This window comes from Erythrobacter sp. NFXS35, assembly GCF_040148725.1.
Taxonomy (GTDB): domain Bacteria; phylum Pseudomonadota; class Alphaproteobacteria; order Sphingomonadales; family Sphingomonadaceae; genus Erythrobacter.
Genome location: NZ_JAGDEB010000002.1, coordinates 44381 through 61548, shown reverse-complemented (window position 1 = coordinate 61548; position 17168 = coordinate 44381). Strand labels below are relative to the sequence as shown.

11 protein-coding genes are annotated in these 17168 nt (G+C 65.0%); 6 read left to right on the top strand and 5 right to left on the bottom strand.

Features of this window, described 5'->3' with window-relative positions; genetic code table 11:
• The first annotated feature begins 2 nt into the window (after positions 1–2).
• Positions 3–1226, top strand: a complete 1224-nt coding sequence (locus tag J3454_RS07780; RefSeq protein WP_349513205.1) for a cytochrome P450 — start codon at positions 3–5, stop codon at positions 1224–1226.
• A 15-nt stretch (positions 1227–1241) separates the two neighbouring features.
• Here J3454_RS07780 and J3454_RS07775 read toward each other — a convergent pair whose 3' ends face one another.
• The 5 genes from J3454_RS07775 to J3454_RS07755 all read right to left on the bottom strand — a co-directional run bounded on the left by J3454_RS07775 (position 1242) and on the right by J3454_RS07755 (position 6820).
• Positions 1242–3212: a protein-L-isoaspartate(D-aspartate) O-methyltransferase gene (locus tag J3454_RS07775; RefSeq protein ID WP_349513204.1), complete on the bottom strand. Its 1971-nt coding sequence runs from the start codon at positions 3210–3212 to the stop codon at positions 1242–1244.
• A 156-nt stretch (positions 3213–3368) separates the two neighbouring features.
• Positions 3369–4550: an acetyl-CoA C-acyltransferase gene (locus J3454_RS07770; RefSeq protein ID WP_349513203.1), complete on the bottom strand. Its 1182-nt coding sequence runs from the start codon at positions 4548–4550 to the stop codon at positions 3369–3371.
• Between the two features lie 112 nt (positions 4551–4662).
• Entirely contained in the window at positions 4663–5112 is a 450-nt protein-coding gene (locus tag J3454_RS07765; protein WP_072674165.1) for a MaoC family dehydratase, read from the bottom strand.
• A 113-nt stretch (positions 5113–5225) separates the two neighbouring features.
• Positions 5226–6608 (bottom strand): DUF5935 domain-containing protein, encoded by a 1383-nt coding sequence (locus J3454_RS07760; RefSeq protein WP_349513202.1) that lies wholly within the window; start codon positions 6606–6608, stop codon positions 5226–5228.
• Complete coding sequence (locus J3454_RS07755) at positions 6608–6820, bottom strand: hypothetical protein (RefSeq protein ID WP_349513201.1); 213 nt, start codon at positions 6818–6820, stop codon at positions 6608–6610. The genes J3454_RS07760 and J3454_RS07755 overlap by 1 nt, the downstream gene beginning before the upstream one ends.
• 92 nt (positions 6821–6912) lie before the next feature.
• Between J3454_RS07755 and J3454_RS07750 the strand changes: the two genes are divergently transcribed.
• From J3454_RS07750 to J3454_RS07730, 5 genes are all read left to right on the top strand, one after another.
• A complete protein-coding gene (locus J3454_RS07750; protein WP_349513200.1) occupies positions 6913–8184 on the top strand; it encodes a TIGR04063 family PEP-CTERM/XrtA system glycosyltransferase in 1272 nt (423 codons plus the stop codon).
• 7 nt (positions 8185–8191) lie between these two features.
• The gene (locus J3454_RS07745) at positions 8192–9142 is read left to right on the top strand and encodes a hypothetical protein (RefSeq protein WP_349513199.1); all 951 of its coding nucleotides are present in this window, start codon (positions 8192–8194) and stop codon (positions 9140–9142) included.
• A 276-nt stretch (positions 9143–9418) separates the two neighbouring features.
• Positions 9419–14059, top strand: coding sequence for a glutamate synthase large subunit (gene gltB / locus J3454_RS07740; protein ID WP_349513198.1), 4641 nt, complete (start codon positions 9419–9421; stop codon positions 14057–14059).
• Between the two features lie 24 nt (positions 14060–14083).
• Positions 14084–15520 carry a glutamate synthase subunit beta gene (locus J3454_RS07735; protein ID WP_349513197.1) on the top strand — a complete coding sequence of 479 codons (1437 nt, stop codon included), beginning with the start codon at positions 14084–14086 and terminating at the stop codon, positions 15518–15520.
• Between the two features lie 134 nt (positions 15521–15654).
• Positions 15655–17034 (top strand): MFS transporter, encoded by a 1380-nt coding sequence (locus J3454_RS07730; RefSeq protein WP_349513196.1) that lies wholly within the window; start codon positions 15655–15657, stop codon positions 17032–17034.
• Positions 17035–17168 lie beyond the last annotated feature (134 nt).

The following is a 17168-nucleotide window of genomic DNA, read 5'->3' as shown; positions in this document are numbered from 1 at the left end:
CCATGTCGATCCCCCGCCTCGCCGCGTTCGACAGCACGCTCGCCTTCAAGCGTGAAGGTTACGCGTTCGTCGGCAACCGCTGCCGCGAAATCGGCGCCGATGCCTTTCGCACCCGCATCATGCTGCGCGAGGTGGTGTGCATGCGCGGCGCGGAGGCTGCCGCGCAGTTCTACGATGGCGAGCACTTCACCCGCAGCGGCGCCATGCCGCCCACCACTCTGCGGCTGTTGCAGGACAAGGGCAGCGTGCAGTCGCTCGACGGGCTGCATCACCGCGCGCGCAAGGCGATGTTACTGTCGCTGCTGACCGGGCCTGCGGTGGCGGCGATCACCGATCGGTTCGAGGCGGCGTGGCACGATGCGCTGCCGGGCTGGTGCGCGCGGCCTTCGGTGGTGCTGCATGACGAGATGCAGCAATTGCTGTGCAAGGCGGCCTGTGATTGGGCCGGGGTGCCGGTGCGGGGCCGCGCGCTGGCCCGCCGCACCGAGGAAATGGCGGCGATGATCGGTTCTGCCGGGGCGATCGGCCCCAGCGTGCTGGGCGCGCTGATGCTGCGGCAGCGGTCGGAAATCTGGGCGCGGCGTGCGGTCCTGACAGCGCGCGAGCGCCGCGAAACCGCCACGCCGGTGGGGGTGCTGGCCCATCATCGCGATCCCGGCGGCAATCTGCTCGATCCCGAGGCGGCAGCGGTGGAACTGCTCAATCTGGTGCGCCCGACAGTGGCGATTGCGCGCTTCATCACCTTCGCCGCGCTGGCGCTGCATCAGCATACGGACGCCGCGCAGTGGCTGGCGGAGGACCCGGAAGCGCGCGCGCCCGCCTTTGCCGACGAGGTCCGGCGCTTCTATCCCTTCTTCCCGGTAATCGGCGGGACGGTGCGCCGGCCGTTCGCATGGCACGGCCACACCTTCGCGCAAGACGACTGGGTGCTGCTCGGCCTCCACGCGACCAACCACGATCCCGCCTTGTGGGATGATCCGCACGCCTTCCGGCCGCAGCGTTTCATTGCTGCCGATCCGTCGTCCTTCGCGCTGGTGCCGCAGGGAGCGGGCGATCACGCCGCGGATCACCGATGTCCGGGCGAATGGTTCACGATCGCGCTGATCGCCCGCGCGGCCGTGCTGCTGGGCAAGGCGACATGGGGCGTACCCCGGCAGGACCTGTCAATCCCGCTCAACCGGTTTCCGACACTGCCCGGGCGAGGGATGGAAGTCGTCTTCGCCTAAGGGCCGGTTTCAGGATCACAGCGCCGAGGGAAACAGGTCGTCCGGCCCTTGCGCCTCCGGTTCGGCTTCGGCCAACGGTTCGAGTGCGCGGGTTGTGTCGAACCAGCAGAAGGCGTCGAATTGCCGGCTCGGCGCGCATTCGACATAGTGGCTCCAGCGCTCGGTCTCGGGCCGGTAGATCACTCCGATGAAGCGTTCGAGCCACGTCTCGGCAAAGCGTTCGGCGAGCGCGGCGTCAGCGCCGAAATCGAGCAGGAAGCGCTCCGCGCCGCTATCGTGGCAATGGCGTTCGAAACTGTCGGCGCGCGAGGGCAGAACGCGCTTGGTCTCGCGCGGGCCGTCCCAATCGCTTGCGGCGGTGACGGTTCCGGTATGCGTGCCGAAGCCGATCAGCGCGGCATCATCGCCCCACCGCTCACGCGCAAGCTGGCCGAGATTGAGTTCGCCGCGCGTGCGTCCCATTCCGGTTGCGCGGGCATCGCCGATATGGCTGTTATGCGCCCAGACCACCGCCTTGGCGCCGTCTCCGCGCGCTTCCAGCAGGTGTTCGAGCGTGTCGGCCATGTGCCGGTCGCGCAGGTTCCAGCTGTCCGACCCGCCGCGATACATCGCGCGGTAATATTGCTCTGCCGAGGCGACCAGGCGGGCGTTCATCGCCGCATCGAAGGCATCCCCGTCTTGCGCTAGCGCACGGCCGAGCATAACGCGGCATTGCTGGATCACCGGCTCCTCGCACGCGGCATAGCCTGCTGCCATCGCCGCGTGGCCATAGCTTGCCGGGTCCTCCTGCCAATGCGCAAGGCAGCCATAACGCTCGCGCGCGGCGGCGGCGGCATCGGGCGCATGCGCGTCGAGATGGGCGAGCACCGCTTCGATCGATGCGGCCATGTTGTAGAGGTCGAGGCCATGGAAGCCGACCTGCCGATCCTCTGGCCGCGGCGCGTTGATCCGTTGCAGCGCCACCAGCAGGTCCGGCATCACCGTGTTGCGCCACATCCAGGTGGGAAAGCGACGGAAGGGCGGGCTCTCTGTTGCGCGCGGCGGCTGGCCGCGGATGAAGCGGTCGTAATGGGCGGCATCGGGCCAGTCCGCCTCGACTGCGACGATGGTGAAACCATGGTGTTCGACCAGATGCCGGGTGATCGCCGTGCGTGCGGCGTAGAATTCATGGGTTCCGTGACTGGACTCGCCCAGCATCACCACGCGCCGGTCGGCAAAGCGGTCGAAGGCTTCGGCGAAACCCGATGTGCCGGGCTGGGGAAGGTGGATCGCGGCACTTGCGATCATTCCGGACAAGGATTGCTCCTCCTCTTTGCCCCCGTCAGACGTATTCTGCGTCATATCGGGGCCGACCATGCCGGATAGCAGCGGAACGAAGCGCACCGGGGTGATCGCCTGCGCCTCCCAGCTCTCCTCACCCGTCCGGGTGATGACGGTGAGTTGCTGCTCGCGCTGGTCGCCCAGCGGCAGCACCAGTCTGCCGCCGTGCGCCAACTGGCGCAGCAGCGCCTCGGGCGCTCGCTGCGCCTGCGCTGCCACGAGAATGGCATCGAACGGCGCTTCCGCTGGCAGGCCCTCCATTCCGTCGCCCGCGATGATGGTGCAGTTGCCGTATCCCAGCGCCCTCACCCGCTCGCGGGCTTCCGATGCAAGGTCGGCGTGGCGCTCGATCGCGAAGACCTCTTTGACGAGGCGCGAAAGGATTGCTGCGGCATAACCGGAGCCCGCCCCCACCTCCAGCACCCGCATCTCCGGATCGAGCATCGCGGCCGCGATCATCCGCGCGACGATATAGGGCTGCGAAATGGTCTGCCCCGATCCGATCGGCAGCGCGCGGTCTTCGTAAGCCTGGTCCTCGCGCGCAGCGGACACGAAAGCTTCGCGCGGCACCTCGGCGAAGGCGGCGAGGATGCGCGGGTCAGCGATCCCGCGACGGCGGAGCTGCCGTTCGATCATGTCCTTGCGCTGGCGGGTCATGCTCATCATGCGGCGGGCAGTCTGCGCGCTGCATGACCGGGCGCACCAACGCAGGCTGGCATCCACCGTTAGGGCCGATCAGGCCGATTGGTTCGCCGCAACAAGCAAAACGGCGCGGGAGTTGTCTCCCGCGCCGTGCCAATTACTTGCCGAGGCGCGCTATTCTCAAAAGACTTCGAACAGGCCGGCTGCGCCCATGCCGCCGCCGACGCACATGGTGACGACGACGTATTTCGCGCCGCGACGCTTGCCTTCGATCAGCGCGTGGCCGGTGCAGCGTGCGCCGGTCATGCCGTAGGGGTGGCCGATCGAGATCGAGCCGCCGTTGACGTTGAGAATGTCGTTATCGATGCCGAGCTTGTCGCGGCAGTAGAGCACCTGCACCGCGAACGCCTCGTTCAGTTCCCACAGGCCGATGTCGTCCATTTTCAGGCCGGTCTGCTTCAGCAGCTTGGGAATCGCGAAGACGGGGCCGATGCCCATTTCATCGGGCTCGGTACCCGCGACCGCCATGCCGACATAGCGGCCGAGCGGCTGAAGGCCCTTTTGCTCCGCCAGCTTCGCTTCCATCAGCACGCTGGCCGACGAACCATCCGACAGCTGCGAGGCGTTACCGGCGGTGATGGTCATGCCCGGACCCATGACCGGCTGAAGGCTTTGCAGCCCTTCCAGAGTGGTGGAGGGGCGGTTGCCTTCGTCCTTGGTCAGGGTGAATTCGTGCTGCGAGACTTCCTTCGTCTCCTTGTCCATCACGTTCATGGTGGTGGTGACGGACACGATTTCGTCGTCGAACTTGCCCGCTTCCTGTGCGGCCGCGGTGCGCATCTGCGATTGCAGGGCGTATTCGTCCATTGCCTCCCGGCGGATATTGTACCGCTTGGCGACGGTTTCCGCCGTGCCGAGCATCGGCATGTACACATCCTTGTGCATCGCGATCAGCGAACGGTCGGGCGCGACGCGCATTTCCGGCGTCTGCACCATCGAAATGGAGTCCTGACCGCCGCCGACGACGATATCCATGTTGTCGACGATGATCTGCTTGGCCGCGGTGGCAATTGCCATCAGGCCGGACGAACACTGGCGGTCGATGGTCTGGGCGGCGACGCCCACCGGGCAACCGGCGCGCAGGGCGACCTGACGTGCGATGTTGCCGGCCTGCGTGCCCTGGGTCAGCACCGTTCCCCACACGACATCGTCGATGGAGCCTGCTTCGATGCCTGCCCGCTCGATTGCGGGGGCAAGGCTGTAGGCGCCGAGCGTGGCGCCCGGCGTGGCGTTAAAGGCGCCCTTGTAAGCGCGCCCGATCGGCGTGCGGGCGGTGGAAACGATGACGGCGTCACGTGCCATGATAGGGGTATCCTTTATTCAGAGGGAGTGAGCCCCCGCGCAGGCGGGGGCCTCGTGAGGGGTGCGCTGGCCCGACTGAGATTCCCGCTTTCGCGGGAACTCACCAATCAGCTTAAACGAAGAACAGCGTCATCCATTCGCAAATCAGGGCGGGCTTGTCCTCGCCTTCGATTTCGATCGTGATCTCGACCGTCTGCTGCCACTGACCGGGGCGCTTTTCGGCCATTTCGAGCAGCTTCCAATGGCCGCGGATGCGCTTGCCCGAACGGACGGGAGCGATGAAGCGGGTCTTGTTGCCGCCGTAGTTGACCGCCATCTTGATCCCGTCGACGCGCGGCATGTCGCTGTTCGCGCTGAGATAGGGGATCATCGACAGCGTCAGAAAACCATGCGCGATCGTCCCGCCGAACGGGGTCATCTTGGCGGCTTCTTCATTGACGTGGATGAACTGGTGATCACCGGTCGCCTCGGCGAACTGGTTGATGCGTTCCTGGCTCATTTCGGCCCATTCGCTGGTGCCGATATTCTCGCCGACCTTGGCGGCCAATTCCTGCGGGGTCATAGGGCTCCTCCTTTTATGTCGAACGGCGGATATCCCGTGCCCGCCGCGCCTCTGTTGCGGGGGCTTCATGGCGCAACAATGGGGGCAGCGCAACGGCCCAGGTTGCCAGCGGGCTATGCCGCTACGGCACCGCGTATCTTGCTGACGATCGCGTCGCGGCGGCGGGCGCTGCGCTCGTGCGATTGCAGCGCCGAATCGATCCGCGCGCAATAGGAATTGAGCCCGATCTGTAGCCCCACCAGCATCAGCATCACCGGCTGGTAGGCGATCCCCTGGAACAGCGCGCCGACGATATAGATCAGCGCGCCCATCTGCAGCGCGGCGGCAAAGGGCGCGATCCACGCCTCCTCCTCGCCTTTCGCGTCCTTCCAGCGGCGATAGATCCGCTCCATCTGCCACAGCCCGAGGCCGTGCAGCACAAGCCAGATCAGCAGCCCCGGCCAGCCCTGTTCGCCCAGCACCTCGAAGATCGCGGAGTGGAAGGCGCGGCCTTCGTCCACCACTTGCTTGTATTCGACCGTGGTGGTGTTCCCGGCGACTTCCTTGACCGGCATGATATAGGCAAAGCGATTGCCGCGATAGGAATCGAACCCGCCGCCCAGCGGCTTTTCGGCGACATAATCCAGCGTCCATTCCCACACCGCCACGCGGGTCGATGCGCTTTCGTCGCCGCCCGGTTCGGCCAAAGTCGCCATGCGATCATAATAGCTTTGCGGCAGGAACGGCAGCGCGGCGAGGCCCAGCACCCCGGCCCCGGCGATGAACAGCATCCTCTTGCGCGTGTAGCGCAGCAGCAGCACGCCGAGCGCCGCGATGCAGAGCAGCCCGGTGCGCGCTTCGGTGCCGATGGGGACGAGCAGGCACGCAAAGGTCAGCGCCACGGCGAAGGCCGTCACCAGCCAGTGCGGACGAAACACCGTGCCATGGCGCGTGAACCACCAGATCATCGGGATCAGCCCGATCGCGACCGTGGCGAGGGTCGAGCTTTCATAGATGCCGCTGTTGTCGTTGACGAAGAACTTGAGGTTTTCATACCCGCCGCCGCCCAGCACGGTCTTAAGGCCGGTGCCGATCACGATGGTCGCCACCGCCAGCACCAGCATCAGCGCCAGCGCCTCGATCCGGGCGCGGGTGGTGAGGGTGAAGGGCAGGAATATCGCGAACAGCAGCGCCTTCCACACCCAGTCCCACTTGGTCGCGGCTTCCTCGGGGAAATCGGCATTGCCGGTGGTCCACCAGCAATAGGCCAGCAGCGCCAGCATCAGCCCTTGCCGAACGGAAAATCGCGCGCCTTCCTTGCGGTCCAGCACCAGCCATCCGCCGAACGCCGCGGCAAAGGCGATCAGCGATACCGGCAGGCTGGTGATCAGCGAATAGCCGATCCGTTGCGGGGCGAGGATGTCGATATAGACATACAGCAGCACCCACAGGAACGGTCGCTTCAGCCCCAGCAGCAGGAGGTAAAAGATAAAGGCGAGGAAAATCAGATCCAGCATCAGGCACTGGCGTCCCCGGCGTCATGCCCCTTGCCGCGTGCCCGGCGCGCGGCGTTCCGTCCCGCTGCGGTGGCAGCCTTGCGGCTTTCTTCCGCGTCGCCCTTGATCTGCGCCAGCAGCGGATCATCGTCCAGATCCTGCCGCATCACCAGCCGCAGCAGTGCAATCGCCATGAGGCCATGGCCGAGAGCAAGCGCGAAATAATCGATCATGGAAGGCTGGCTCCAAACCGCGGGCGGATAGCCAGCTTTACCGTCCGCCGGTTGACGGCGCGTTAAGCACGCCTGCGCTAGGCCACTGACCGATGACCCGCATTCTCCATGTCCTCGATCACTCGCTCCCGCTGCACAGCGGTTACACCTTCCGCACGCGTGCGATCCTGAAGGCACAGGAAGCTCACGGGCTGGAGGTGCGCGGGATCACCGGGCAGCGCCACAACCTGGAAGCGCCGCATGATTGCTCGCCCGAGGAAGCCGACGGGCTGATCTTTCACCGCACGCCGGGGCTGCCCGAAGGCCCGCCCCCGCTGCGCGAATTGGGCGAGGTTTCCGCGATGAACAGCGCGATCCATGCGCTGGCGCAAAGCTGGCGGCCCGACATCATCCACGCCCATTCGCCCGCCCTGTGCGGAGCCGCCGCCCAGCGCGCGGCTCGCGCACTCGGCATTCCGTTCGTCTACGAAATCCGCGCCTTCTGGGAAGATGCGGCGGTCGGCAACCTGTCGGGGACTGAGGGCAATCTGAGATACCGCCTCACCCGCGCGCTGGAAACGCGGGTGGTGCGGCAGGCGGACGCGGTGTTCACCATTTGCCAGGGCTTGCGCGATGACCTGATCGCCCGCGGCATCGCGCCTGACCGCATCGCAATCATGCCCAACGGGGTCGATCTGTCGCTGTTCGGCGATCCGCCGCTGCGCGATGATGCGCTGGCGGCGCAGCTTGGGCTTGCGCCGGATGTCCCGGTGATTGGCTATATCGGCAGCTTCTACGCCTACGAAGGGGTCGACGATCTGATCGCCGCCATGCCCTTGCTGCGAAAGACCCATCCCGATGCGCGGCTGCTGCTGGTCGGTGCGGGGCCGATGGACGCCGCATGGCGCGCCGCCGCTGCCGCTTTGCCCGAACCCGAAGCCGTGATGTTCACCGGTCGCGTGCCGCATGGCGAGGTGGAGCGTTATTACTCGCTGGTCGATATCCTCGCCTATCCGCGCAAATCCCAGCGGCTCACCGATCTGGTCACCCCGCTGAAGCCGCTGGAAGCGATGGCGCAGCGCAAGCTCGTTGCTGCCAGCAGCGTGGGCGGCCACCGCGAACTGATTACAGATGGCGATACCGGCGCGCTGTTCGCGCCCGACGATCCCGCCGCTTGCGCCGCCGCGCTGGCCCGGCTGATCGGCGCGCGCGGCACGTGGGACGCGACCAAGGCACGCGCCGCCGCGCATGTCCGCGCCCGTCACGACTGGTTCGCCAATGCGCGCAATTATCTGTCTGTTTACCATCTCTTGCTAGGCGGAGATCGTGCCAACCCGCTCGGTTTCGACTGCGGCGGAGCAGGGCATTATCGGAAAACAGGATAACAGGCCCATGGCAGGCGAGCGGCAGGACATTGCAGGCAAGCGCAAGCGCGGCGGGAAGGATCGTGGCAAGACACAGCGCTTGCCGCTGCCAGCCCATCGCTTGTTCGTGCCGCTGCTCGGTGTGTGGGGCGCCGCGCTCGGCGGGCTTACGACTTTGGTGCTCCCGCGGCCGATGGTGTTCGATGCTGCCTTCGTGCTCGGGCTGGGAGCTTTGGGCGCGCTTGCGCCTTTCGTGCTTGCCGCCACCGCCGCGCTGTTTCTGGGCGCGGTCATGCTGATGCTGGCGCGCGCGCTGGCACGCAAGGCGGTGCGGCCGGCCGATACGCCCTCGCTCGCGGCGATGGCGATGCGCCATGTGCGAACCATCGACCCGGCGACTGAACTCGGCAGCGGCAGTCTTGACGAACCGGTCGTAACGCAGCCCTTCGCGGCGCGCAGGCGGCAGGCCAAATCCGTGGAGGACCCCCCACAAAGCGATCTTCCCGCGCCCCGCGCGCTCGATCTCGGCGAATTCGCCGCGCTGGCCGGACGCAATGGGGTGTGGGTGGAGGAACCCGCGACCGAGACGTTCGAAGCGGAACACCCGGACCACCCGGAACAGGCGGAAGAGGCGGCGCAACCCGCCCCCGATCCCTATTCCGACCCCGCCAACGAACGTGAGGCTGCGCCTGCACCTGTGCGCGCTGTCAGCCCGTCAGCGATCGAACGCCTGCGCGCGGTGCCGCCCAGCGAACTCAGCCTGGTTCACATGGTCGAGCGATTCGCTGCCGCCATGCATGAACACAAGGCCGCAGAGGCCCTGAAGGGCGACCGCGCCGATCTGTCCGGGCGCGACGCGGCGCTCGCCGAAGCGTTGAAGGCGCTGGCGGTGCTCAGCCACGATGCGCGCGAGAACACGCAGAGCGAGCCGCTGCGCACGGCGATCAGCCGGTTGCAGGAACTGCGCGGCGCGGCCTAGACGCCGCATAAACGGCGCAAATCATGCAAGTCGCGTCGTTGCATGATGCGGAGCGCGCAATCTAACGATAGTCTGGCTAGGCCCGTCGGAAATATTGCTTCGCGCAAACCCATTGCCAAATCCGCTTCCTGTCGGCATTAGGGGGCCGAAACCGGGCACCAGCGGCCGCCCGCGGCCATGCCTGCCCATATGACCTGCCGGTGAGCGCGCGTCGACTTGCGAGCATCATAGCGCGCAAAGCGCGTTTGTCGGCATCTGACAGATCGGACCTTTGCCATGGGATACCCCGTCTCCCAGGGTCTCTATGACCCCCGTAACGAACACGACGCCTGCGGTGTGGGCATGGTCGCGCATATCAAGGGCGAGAAAAGCCACGCGATCATCACGCAAGCGCTGGAGATCCTCGAAAAGCTGGATCACCGCGGCGCGGTCGGTTCCGATCCGTTGCTGGGTGACGGGGCCGGGATTCTCGTCCAGATTCCCGATCCGCTGATCCGCCGCTGGGCCATCGAAAACGGCCATGATCTGCCCGCACCTGGCGATTACGCGGTGGCGATGTATTTCCTGCCGCAGGATGATGCCGCGCGCGATTTCCTGAAAGCGCGGATGGAAACCTTCACCGCCAAGGAAGGCCAGCGCTTCATCGGCTGGCGCAATGTGCCGACGATGATGGATGGCCTCGGCGCGGCGGTAGTCGCCTCGATGCCGGTGATCCAGATGGCGGTGATTGCGCGCGGGGCCAACTGCGCCGATCAGGACGCGTTCGAACGCAAGCTGCTGACCATCCGCAAGCAGGTGCAGAACCCGCTGGCGAGCCTCGCCGAAAAGCACGGCCTGCCGGACCTCGCCGAAAGCTATATTCCCAGCTTCTCCACCCGCACCATCGTGTACAAGGGGCTGCTGCTGGCGACGCAGGTGGGCAGTTTCTACGACGATCTGCGCGATCCCGAATGCGTTTCCGCGCTCGGCCTCGTCCACCAGCGGTTCAGCACCAACACCTTCCCCAGCTGGCGGCTGGCGCATCCCTTCCGGCTGATCGCGCATAATGGTGAGATCAACACCGTGCGCGGCAACGTCAACTGGATGAACGCGCGCCGCCGCACGATGGAGAGCGAGCTGCTCGGCCCCGATCTCGACAAGATGTGGCCGATCATCCCGCATGGGCAATCGGACACCGCGTGCCTCGACAACGCATTGGAACTGTTGATCGCGGGCGGATACAGCCTTGCCCATGCGATGATGATCCTGATCCCCGAAGCATGGGCGGGCAACCCGCTGATGGATCCGGACCGGCGCGCGTTTTACGAATATCACGCCGCACTGATGGAGCCGTGGGACGGCCCGGCGGCGGTGTGCTTTACGGATGGCCGCCAGATCGGCGCGACGCTGGACCGCAACGGCCTGCGTCCGGCGCGCTTCTGCGTGACCAAGGACGATATCGTGTGTCTCGCGTCCGAAAGCGGCGTGCTGCCGTTTGCGGAAAGCGATATCGTGCGCAAGTGGCGGCTGCAGCCGGGCAAGATGCTGCTGATCGATCTGGAACAGGGCCGCATCATCGAGGATGACGAGCTGAAGGCCGATCTTTCCGGCGCGCAGCCCTATGCCAGGTGGCTCGATCAGGCGCAGTACAAGCTGGAAGACATCACCGACATCATCCCCGAACTCAGCGCGATCCCCGCGGAGGATACCACCCTGCTGCAGCGCCAGCAGGCGTTCGGTTACACGCAGGAGGATATCGCCCGTTTCCTCGAACCGATGGCGACCGACGGCGACGATCCGATCGGGTCGATGGGCACCGATACGCCGATTGCGGTGCTGTCGAACCGGGCGCGGCTGCTGTACGATTATTTCAAGCAGAACTTCGCGCAGGTCACCAACCCGCCGATCGATCCGATCCGCGAGGAACTGGTGATGAGCCTGACCAGCATGATCGGCCCGCGTCCCAACCTGCTGGGCCGCGATGCCGGCACGCACAAGCGGCTGGAGGTGCATCAGCCGATCCTGACCAATGATGATCTGGCCAAGATCCGCTCGGTCGAAGAGGCGCTGGACGGCGCGTTCCGCTGCGCCACCATCGATATCACATGGGATGCCGCCACGGGGGCTGACGGCCTCGAAATGGCGATCAAGGAAATGTGCTGGGCCGCGACCGAGGCGGTGCTGCAGGATCACAATATCCTGATCCTGTCCGACCGTGCGCAAAGCGAGGGCCGGGTGCCGATGCCCGCGCTGCTCGCCACCGCCGCCGTGCATCATCACCTTGTCCGGCAAGGTCTGCGGATGCAGACCGGCCTTGTGGTCGAAACCGGAGAAGCGCGCGAAGTGCATCACTTCTGCGTGCTGGCAGGCTACGGCGCGGAAGCGATCAACCCCTATCTCGCGTTCGAAACGCTCGAAGCGCTGCGGGTGAAGCGCCACGCCGAGCTGTCGCCTGAAAAGGTGCAGCAGAACTACATCAAAGGCGTGGGCAAGGGCATCCGCAAGGTCATGTCGAAGATGGGCATTTCGACCTATCAGTCCTATTGCGGCGCGCAGATCTTCGATGCCGTCGGGTTGTCGACCGCCTTCGTGGAGAAGTTCTTCACCGGCACCGCCACCACCATCGAAGGCATCGGCCTGATCGAAGTCGCCGAGGAAGCACTGCGCCGCCACGAACAGGCTTACGGCGACAACCCGATCTATGACGGGATGCTGGATGTCGGCGGGATCTACCAGTACCGGCTGCGCGGCGAGGAACACGCCTGGACCCCGGAAAACGTGGCGCAGTTGCAGCACGCCGTGCGCGGCAACAACCCGAAGAACTACGCCGAATTCGCCGCCAGCATCAACGAACAGTCCGAACGGCTGCTGACGATCCGCGGGCTGCTCGAATTCCGCAAGGCCGACCAGCCGATCCCGCTGGACGAGGTCGAACCGGCGGTGGCAATCGTGAAGCGCTTTTCGACCGGGGCGATGAGCCTCGGCTCGATCAGCCACGAAGCGCATTCGACCATGGCAATCGCGATGAACCGCATCGGCGGGCGTTCGAACACCGGCGAAGGCGGGGAGGAACCGTTCCGCTTCACTCCGATGGCCAATGGCGATTCGATGCGCAGCCGGATCAAGCAGGTCGCGTCCGGACGGTTCGGGGTGACGACCGAATATCTCGTCAATTCGGACGATATCCAGATCAAGATGGCGCAGGGCGCAAAGCCCGGCGAAGGCGGCCAGCTGCCCGGACACAAGGTCGACAAGCGCATCGGCGCGGTGCGGCACTCGACGCCGGGCGTGGGCCTGATCTCGCCCCCGCCGCATCATGACATCTATTCTATCGAAGACCTCGCCCAGCTGATCCACGATCTGAAAAACGTGAACCCGGTCGCGCGGATCTCCGTGAAGCTGGTGTCCGAAGTCGGCGTCGGCACGGTCGCGGCGGGCGTTTCGAAAGCGCGCGCGGATCATGTCACCATCGCAGGCTATGACGGCGGGACCGGCGCTTCGCCGCTCACTTCGCTGACGCACGCAGGGTCTCCGTGGGAAATCGGTCTGGCCGAAACCCAGCAGACTTTGCTGCTCAATGACCTGCGTGAACGGATCGCGGTGCAGGTCGACGGGGGCCTGCGCACCGGGCGCGATGTCGCCATCGGCGCGCTGCTGGGCGCGGACGAGTTCGGCTTTGCCACCGCGCCGCTGATCGCCGCAGGCTGCATCATGATGCGCAAGTGCCACCTCAACACCTGCCCCGTGGGCGTCGCCACGCAGGACCCGGTGCTGCGCGCACGCTTCACCGGTCAGCCGGAACACGTGGTCAATTACATGTTCTTCGTTGCCGAGGAACTGCGGCAGATCATGGCCGAGATGGGCTTCCGCACGGTCGAGGAAATGGTCGGCCGGGTCGACCGGCTCGACACCCGGCGGATGGAACGGCACTGGAAGGCGCGCGGTATCGAGCTCGGCCGTATCCTCCACCGCGTTGAGATGAAGGATGGTGCGTCCTTGCGCAACATCGCGGTGCAGGATCACGGCCTCGAAGCGGCGCTGGACAATGCGCTTATCGCTGATTGCCGCACCGCTATCGACAGCGGCGCACCCGTGCAGATCACCCGCGAGGTTCGCAATGTCCACCGGACGGTCGGCGCGATGCTTTCGGGCGAAATCGCCAAGGCGCACGGGCACGAAGGCCTGCCAACCGATTCCATCCGCATCAATCTCACCGGCGTGGCCGGGCAAAGCTTCGGCGCGTGGCTGGCCCACGGGGTAACGCTCGATCTGGTCGGCGATGCCAACGACTATGTCGGCAAGGGGTTGTCGGGGGGTCGTATCATCGTGCGCCAACCCGAAGCCGCACCGCGTGCGTCCCACGAAAACATCATCGTCGGCAACACCGTGCTGTACGGTGCGATTGCGGGTGAGGCGTATTTCAACGGCGTCGCGGGCGAACGGTTCGCGGTGCGCAATTCGGGCGCCATTGCGGTGGTCGAAGGCACCGGGGATCACGGATGCGAATACATGACCGGCGGTGTGGTGGTGGTGCTCGGCAAGACCGGGCGCAATTTCGCCGCCGGCATGAGCGGCGGGGTCGCGTATGTCTATGATCCCGAAGGCGCGTTCGCCAATCTGGTCAACCATGCGCAGGTCGATCTGTTGCCGGTATCGGCAGGCGTGGACGCCGAAGAAGGGACAGGCCGCCCGGCCCAGCGCCCGCGCAGCGTCAATGACTTCGGCATGGGCGACATGCTGCGGCACGATGCCGAGCGGCTGCGCATTCTGGTCGAACGCCATCAGCTCCACACCGGCAGCGCGCTGGCGGGAGCATTGCTGGCGGACTGGGACGCCGCGCTGGGATGTTTCGTCAAGGTCATGCCGCGCGACTACGCTGCCGCGCTGAAACGGCTCGAAGCGGAACGGATCGAAGCGGCAAGCGTCGCAGCGGAATAAGATTTCAGGAACGAGAATAAAGATATGGGCAAGGAAACCGGATTTCTCGAGCTGGATCGCCGCGAGCGCGATTACCTCGATCCGCAGGAACGGCTGAAGAACTACCGCGAATTCGTCGTCCAGCCGGATGAGGGCACGCTGGCGGGTCAGGCCTCGCGCTGCATGAATTGCGGCATCCCCTATTGTCACACGGGCTGTCCGGTGAACAACCTGATCCCGGACTGGAACCACCTCGTCTACGAGGCGGACTGGAAGCGTGCGCTCGCCATGCTCCACACCACCAACAACTTCCCTGAATTCACCGGCCGTATCTGCCCCGCCCCGTGCGAAGCGGCGTGCACATTGAACATCGTCGACCAGCCGGTGACGATCAAGTCGATCGAATGCGCGATCATCGACCGTGGGTGGAAAGAAGGCTGGGTCACCCCGCAGGTGCCTACGAAGAAGACCGGCAAATCGGTCGCGGTGGTCGGCTCCGGCCCCGCCGGTCTGGCAGCCGCCCAGCAATTGGCGCGCGCCGGGCACAGCGTCACCGTGTTTGAAAAGTCCGACCGCGTCGGCGGGTTGCTGCGTTACGGCATTCCCGACTTCAAGATGGAAAAGCACCTCATCAACCGGCGCGCCCAGCAGATGGAAGCCGAAGGGGTGACGTTCAAAACCTCCAAGGAGGTCGGCGTCGACATCTCGTTCAAGTCCTTGCAGGAGAATTTCGACGCGGTGGTGCTGGCAGGCGGCGCGGAAGATGCGCGCCCGCTGGCGATCCCCGGCGCGGAAATGAACGGCGTGCGGCTGGCGATGGAATTCCTGACCCAGCAGAACAAGCGCGTTGCGGGTGATGATGAACTCCGCGCCGCCCCGCGCGGCAGTCTGACCGCCACCGGCAAGCATGTCGTTGTGCTGGGCGGCGGCGATACCGGCAGCGACTGCGTCGGCACTTCGAACCGGCAGGGCGCGAAAAGCGTCACGCAGCTGGAAATCATGCCCAAGCCGCCGGAAAAGGAAGACAAGGCGCTGACCTGGCCCGACTGGCCGATGAAGCTGCGCACCTCATCCAGCCACCAGGAAGGCGTGGAGCGCGATTGGGCGGTGCTGGCAAAGCGCGTGCTGGGCGACGGCGAGAAGGTCACCGGCCTCGAATGTGTGCGGGTTGAGTGGGTCAGCGGCCAGATGCAGGAAATGGCGGGCAGCGAGTTCACCATCCCCGCCGATCTGATCCTGCTGGCGATGGGCTTTGTCGGGCCGAAAAAGGCCGGCCTGCTCGAACAGGCGGGCGTGGATCTGTCCGAACGCGGCAATGTCGCCGCCGATACCGATCGCTACGCCACCAGCGTCCCGGGCGTATTCGCCTGCGGCGACATGCGGCGCGGGCAGAGCCTCGTCGTCTGGGCGATCCGCGAAGGCCGCCAAGCGGCGCGCGCGGTGGATGAAGCGCTGATGGGGGCAAGCGAACTGCCGCGTTGAGGGGGAAGGTCTGCTTTTGCCAACAACCCGCACGAAGCTGCCGTTCGGCTCTCGACCCCAAAGTTGACGTGCCTCCCACTTCGAATGAGTAGATGGCACTGGTTATTTTGGGGCCGCCACCCCCTGCTTCTTGAATGCTTGATCCAATCGTGATGTATGATCGGTTTGCGCTTCGGAGGGAGGGCAGCGTGGCGGACGTTCGACACCAACTGCTCCGCAAGGAGCTCATTCTCAGCGAGAGCAAGTTTCTCCGGTTGACCGCTGTGGCGCTGTTTTATTTTACCCAAGGTATTCCGCAGGGCCTCTTCTACTTTGCGCTGCCAGCATGGCTTGCGGCCACAGGCGCATCTGCCGCAGCCATAGCCTCTGTGGTCGCAGCAGCCGCACTTCCGCATACGCTGAAATTCGCGACGGGCTTTATTCTCGATCGTTATACATACCTCCCGATGGGGCGCCGGCGCGCCTGGATAATCGGGGCGCAATTGGCGCTGACCGGCACTTTCGTGATCGGGGCGATCATCTCGCCGGATAGTGGAAACATCGCGATCCTCTCGGCTGTCGCGTTCGCATCGTCGCTCAGCTACTCCTTTCAGGATGTCGGCATCGACAGCTTGGCTATCGACCTCATGGAGGACGACGAGCGGGCCAAAGCAGCAGGTCTGATGTTCGGGTCTGCGACGGTTGGGATTTCCCTCATGACCTGGTCCGGGGGACTGTTGCTTGAAAGTTTTGGTAGCGCGGCGGCCTTCGCTGTCGCTGCTTTTGGCACATCCGTGGCGCTGGTATTCGGCATTACTGTCCGCGAGAGACCGGGAGAGAAGCGCGTTCCATGGTCGGCCGGCAGCGCCCATCCGCGGAACGAGGCAATTCAGGTGGAGGCGTGGTGGCCGCTTCTGCGCGATGCTTTTCGCGTGCTCCTCGCCCCCGTCAGTCTGGTGTTCGTTGTCATTCTTGTCGCGCGCGGAATCCCGGCAGGGCTGACCGAAACCCTGCATCCGCTGATCGCGATCCGGGACGCTGGCTGGCAAATGAGCTCGTTCACCAATCTTGTGTCGATCGCCCAGCTTACTGCTGCATTTGCGGCATTGTTTGTCTTCGGTTGGATCGTCGACTTGATTAGTCCCCAACGTGCGCTAATCGCCGGCGCAATCCTTTACATCATACTCTTCGCAGGGATCACCATCGCTCGTCCTCTATGGGGGAACAGCGCGCTGCTAATCGTGTATATTCTCTCCTACGATCTTGTGACGCTCTTTTTCACTGTTGCCCTGATTGCTCTTGCGATGCGCATTTGCACTCCAGCGGTCGCTGCAGCCCAGTTCTCGGTTTACATGGCTGCCGGGAACATGGGGCGCCCGATTGGCGCTGCGCTGATGGGATCGATCGGCGAGGAAAACGCGATCAAGGGATTCATGATCCTTGCGGCTTTGTTTCTGCTGGCGCTGATCATTGCACTCGTCCGCCGCTTCCCGAACAACCGATCTGAGCAAAACCTCGGAAGCGAAGAGAAATAGCAGCTGGCTTCACGGCAGCGATATGAGGTCAGCTAACCACCCAACTTCGGTCATTCGACCGTGACCGTGCGCGCCCCAGAAGCGGACCTTGCGCTTTCCTACCCGTGCAAAAACCGGCAGCACTGCGCGCATGT